This is a genomic window from Spirulina sp. LEGE 11439 (assembly GCF_059821285.1).
The window spans coordinates 1-5,692 of sequence record NZ_JCAMRX010000099.1 but is presented as its reverse complement, the minus strand read 5'-3'; the positions used below and the strand labels follow the sequence as shown (position 1 = coordinate 5,692).

Sequence of the window (5,692 nt, the reverse complement as noted above, 5' to 3'; positions counted from 1 at the left end):
GTAGCAAGTAATTATGAAAAACTTGTGAAGGGCTATCCAGAGACAGAGAACTGTGAGAGGGTTTCAGCCCAACGATCGTTACCAAGAGCGATCGGCAAATTGCTTTATTTCACTACGATGAGAACCTTTTAACTTTGATTGGTCGCCTTGGGGAATTTCCATGAGCAACGAGGAATGCGATCGCACAATTTTTCTTTTCTTCTTTTTGCAAAGAAAAATTTACGTAGATTTTATTGTAAATTCACCAATTTTTTACAATCATGGCGACATTTTTGTTAAGAATGCGTAATATACTGAGATACAAGCTCTTAAATTTCTCTCAAACAAGGAATCATGCCAATGAACTTTTGGCGCTTTCTTCCCTATTTTACTCCCCTAACAATTTTATTAATCGCATGGGGAATCTCTGTCCCCGTCATGGCTCAATCTCTCTCTCCTGAAGTCAATGGGACGGGAACTCTAGTTAATACTGACGGGCAGAAATTTAATATTGAAGGAGGAACTTTATCGGGAGATGGAGAGAATTTATTTCACAGTTTTGAGCAGTTTGGACTGAGTGCGGGACAGATTGCTAATTTCCTTTCTGCACCCAAGATTCAAAATATTCTCGGTCGCGTTGTCGGTGGCGATCCCTCGATTATTAACGGTTTAATTCAAGTCACAGGAGGCAACTCAAATTTATTTTTGATGAACCCCGCAGGCATCGTTTTTGGGGCAAATGCGAGTTTAAATGTACCGGGAGATTTTACCGCAACCACAGCAACAGGGATTGGGTTTGGGGATAATTTTTTTAATGCTTGGGGAGAAAATGATTATTCAGCTTTAATAGGAAATCCCAATCAATTTGCTTTCGATTTGTCCCAACCGGGTTCGATAATTAATGCCGGCAATTTGCATGTTACGGGAGGAGATTTAACAGTATTGGGAGGTAGCATTCTCAACACCGGAACAATAGCAGCATCGGGAGGAAATATCAATATTGCCGCAGTACCGGGAACGAGTTTGGTGCGAATTTCACAAGCAGGGACGATCTTAACCCTAGAATTGCCGAGCGATCGCATCACTTCTGATTTTTCCCCGTTAGATATTCCCGCATTACTCACCACTCCAACAGTCCAAGGTGCAACGCAAATAACAGCAGCAGAGATTGAAAATGCAGAATTGCCTCTCAATATTGGGGATATTTCCATTGCGGGGAGAATTCAGGGAGAAACGGTCAATTTAGCAGCCGCCAACCGAGTGCGAGTTACCTCTTCAGAAACGCCTTGGGTGAAAACAGGAGATGGCGAATATAGCGCCCCAACCGTAACATTATTTTCTGAAGATTTAAGCGCACCCGTAGATTATGTTTTTATTGACACGAATATCGGCGACTATCAAAGTTTGCTCTATGGGGGGAAAGCGGGGACGGTTTCAGTCATCGTGACTCCTGAAGAAAATGGGATTGCTAAGGTTGCAGAAGTTCTGTCTCATGCAAGATCAGTGGAAGAAGTACACATTGTTGCTGAAGGAGATACGGGAAATTTTTGGTTGGGTCAAGATTTTGTCAGTGCTGAAAATATAAACCAATATCGGGAGCAATTACAGGCTTGGGGCGGATCTTTAAGCGAGAATGCAGATATTTTACTCTATAGTTGCTTGACTGCTTTGGGCATGACTGGAGAAGCGTTTATTAATACCATTGCTGCCGAAACTGGGGCAGATGTAGCAGCATCAACCACCGTAACAGGACACGCTAACTATAACGGGGATTGGGTACTGGAATATCAAACCGGAGCGATCGCGGCCAGTCTTCCGTTTGCAGGAGGTGTTACAGAAAATTGGGATGGGAAATTAGCCACCTTAACCGTGACCAATTTACTCGATAGCGGGGCGAATTCTTTGCGCGATCGCTTTGACTCAGCCAATGCAGGCGATCGCATTGTCTTCAGCCTATCGGGTACAATCCAATTGGCCAGTAAAATCCGGTGGAGAAAAGAAGATTTAACCCTTGATGGCTCGGGACAAAATATCATGCTGGACGGGATGGGAAACAACCGAATTTTCAGGATTAGCGCCAATAATGCCACCATTGAGAATGTCACCATTGAGAATGGCTCGGCATCAAACCGAGGCGGTGGGATTCGTCATACCAAATCAGGAACCCTAACCCTAGAAAATACAACAGTTCGTAACAATATTTCCGGAGCTGACGGGGGGGGAATTTTTTCCAATGGCCTCGTTGCCATAACCAATAGTACGGTGAGCCAAAATACAGCTCACGATAAAGGCGGCGGCATTCATGCCGATTCTGTGACAATTACGAATGGTACGATTGCCAATAACTCAGCCAATAATAACGGCGGTGGCATTTCGGTTAGTGGGAATGCAACGATTGCCAGTAACAGCCGGATTGAAAATAATTTTGCCAATGGTAATGGGGGAGGCATTCGCGCCGATTCCGTCACACTGAACAATAGCGCGATCGCTAGCAACTCAGCCAGCGATGACGGCGGAGGGATTTTTGTCGATAAAGATGCGAACATTACCAATAATAGTCGGATCGAAAATAATCTTGCGGGCGACGATGGCGGAGGGATTTTTGTCGATAGAGATGCAACAGTAGACAATAGCACGATTTCCGGCAACTCAGCCAATCGGGACGGCGGAGGGATTTTTGTCGATAGAGATGCAACAGTAGACAATAGCACGATTTCCGGCAACTCAGCCAATCGGGACGGCGGAGGGATTTTTGTCGATAGAGATGCAAGAGTGGACAATAGCACGATTTTTGGCAACTCAGCCAATCGGGACGGTGGAGGGATTTTTGTCGATAGCGATGCGAGTATTACCAATAACAGTCGGATCGAAAATAATCTTGCAGGTAACAATGGAGGCGGTCTTCATACCAATAACAATGCAGAGGTAGAAAATAGCACAATTTCCAGTAACTCAGCCAATCACAATGGCGGAGGACTTCGTGTCAATGGCAATGCAACAGTGAATAATAGCGCGATTTCCAGTAACTCAGCTAATAATGACGGTGGAGGGATTTGGGTTGATGGCGATGCGAGTATTACCAATAACAGTCGGATCGAAAATAATCTCGCAGGTAACAATGGAGGCGGTCTTCGTACCAATAGCAATGCAGAGGTAGAAAATAGCACGATCTCAGGCAACTCAGCTAATCGGAACGGTGGAGGGATTTGGGTTGATGGCGATGCAGAGGTAGAAAATAGCACGATTTCCGGCAACTCAGCTAATGATGATGGTGGGGGAATTTTCGTTGATGGCAATGCAAATGTTACCAAGAACAGTCGGATTGAAAATAATCGAGCTGGTGATGATGGTGGAGGGATTCGTGCTGATTCTGCAACAGTGAAAAAGAGTACGATCGCGGGCAATTCAGCTAATGATACAGGGGGAGGGATTTTTATTACTGGTGATGCAACGATAACAAGAAGTGCGATCGCAGGCAACTCAGCCAATGGCGATGGAGGCGGGATTTTTGTTTCTGGTGACGTAACTGTCACCAAGAACAGCCAGATCGAAACTAATTTTGCTGGTGATGATGGAGGGGGCATTTTTGTCGATGGCGATGCGAACATTACCAATAGTACGATCGCACAAAATACTGCTAATCATAAAGGCGGTGGCATTAACGCCGATTTTGCAACGGTGGACAATAGCACGATCGCCAACAACTCAGCCGGCAATGATGGGGGAGGGCTTTTTGTTTCTGACGATGTCACCGTTACCAATAACAGTCGGATTGAAAATAATTTAGCCAACGATAATGGAGGAGGGATTCGTGCCGATAATGCAGAGATAACCGATAGCACGATCGCGAGCAATACCGCTCGAGGAGGCGATGGCGGCGGCGTTTTTACATGGGAAAATGCAACTATTGTCAATAGTACGATCTCCGAGAATTCGGCAGGCAATCGCGGCGGCGGGATTTTGGCAAGAGAATGGGCAACGGTGAATGATAGCACTATTGTCGATAATCAAGCAAGAGGCAACGGCGGCGGCGTTCGCGGACGGAATGTAACCATCGCCAACAGTCAAATCGATCGCAATTCTACCTTCAATAACGGTGGTGGAATTTGGACTAATGATAGCGCTTCGATTTCCCATAGTACAGTAATCGGCAATTCGGCGGGCAGTCGCGGTGGTGGCATTTTTGCTGACGGACCCGTGACAATCATGAATAGCATCATTCGAGACAATATCTCTGGCAAAGGTGATAGCGACTTTTCTGTCGATGGTACGGTGACGGAACTTGAAACAACAGAAAGCGAAGACACGACAAACAAGATAATTCCCCGCGATATCAGGCTTGCGAGAACGACTCTCGCAGCCGAGATCGTCGCTGATGGTATCGAATCCGAGAACGACGGAGGTATTGTTGCCGATGACAGCCTCGATCGCATCGAAGAAGAAAAAGAAACCGCAGAAAATATTCGTGCAACTCTGAAAACGATCGCCGCAGAAACAGGAACGCGATCGGTGATCGTTTATGTAGTCTCTTTACCCGAACAGTTAGAATTACTGGTGGTCACCCCAGAAGAAGGCATCATTCGCAAAGTCGTTCCCGAAGCCAATGCCAACCGGATTCGAGAAACCGTCAAGCAAATGCGTCGCACTATCACTAACGTTCGCCGTCCCAATGCTTACCTCGAACCCGCCCAACAATTGTATCACTGGCTCATTGCACCTATCGAATCGGAATTAAGCGATCGCAATATCGATACCCTTGCCTTCAGTTTGGATGCAGGGCTGCGAACCGTCCCTCTTGCCGCCTTACACGACGGAGAACAATTCCTCATCGAGAAATATAGTTTGGGCATGATTCCCAGTGTCAGCCTTACCAATACCAATTATCGTCCCTCGCAAAATACGCAGGTTTTGGCGATGGGAGCTTCCCAATTTAGCGACCAAGAACCGCTACCCGCCGTTCCCCTTGAATTATCTCTGATTGCCGAACAAGCTGAAGGGAAGACTTTTCTCAATCAAGATTTTACCTTCAACAACCTCAAAGCCAATTCCCAAGGCGGAGAGCGTCAAATCCTACACCTTGCCACCCATGCAGATTTCCGACCCGGTGAGGCAGAGAACGCATATATCCAACTCTGGGATGAAAAGTTAGCATTCGATCGCCTGCGAGAATTGGGTTGGGATCAAGAATCTCCCCTCGAATTGCTGGTATTGAGTGGCTGTCGCACGGCGTTGGGGGATTCAGATGCAGAATTGGGATTTGCAGGTTTAGCGGTGAATACGGGAGCAAAATCGGTGTTAGCGAGTTTGTGGTATGTCTCTGATGGCGGCACGTTAGATTTAATGGGAGACTTCTATCACCATCTCACCGATCCCTCGGTGACCATTAAAGCCGAAGCCTTACGACGGGCGCAAATTGCGATGATTCGCGGAGAGCGTCAGAATGGGCAAGTTTGGCAGGATATCACGCGCTTTCCTCATCTCTCCCCAGCCAGCCAGTCATTTTTAGACAAATTTGGCGATCGCAATCTTTCCCATCCCTACTATTGGAGTGCTTTTACTCTCGTAGGCAGCCCTTGGTAATTCAGTTATCAGTAAACAGTTATCAGTTTTGTCAGGATCGGCACTAACGATAACGTCAGTTCGGGATAAGGAAAGGAGCTTGAGGGGTGACAAGCAAGCTATAAAGCAGATTGGATAAGGGTTAGAGCGTGCA

General features: G+C 46.5%; 1 protein-coding gene. It reads left to right on the top strand.

Features of this window, described 5'->3' with window-relative positions; genetic code table 11:
- Positions 1-339: 339 nt before the first annotated feature.
- On the top strand, positions 340-5,559 hold the full coding sequence (locus AC6RV6_RS29695; protein ID WP_500244485.1) for a CHAT domain-containing protein: 5,220 nt from the start codon (positions 340-342) through the stop codon (positions 5,557-5,559).
- Positions 5,560-5,692: the final 133 nt, after the last annotated feature.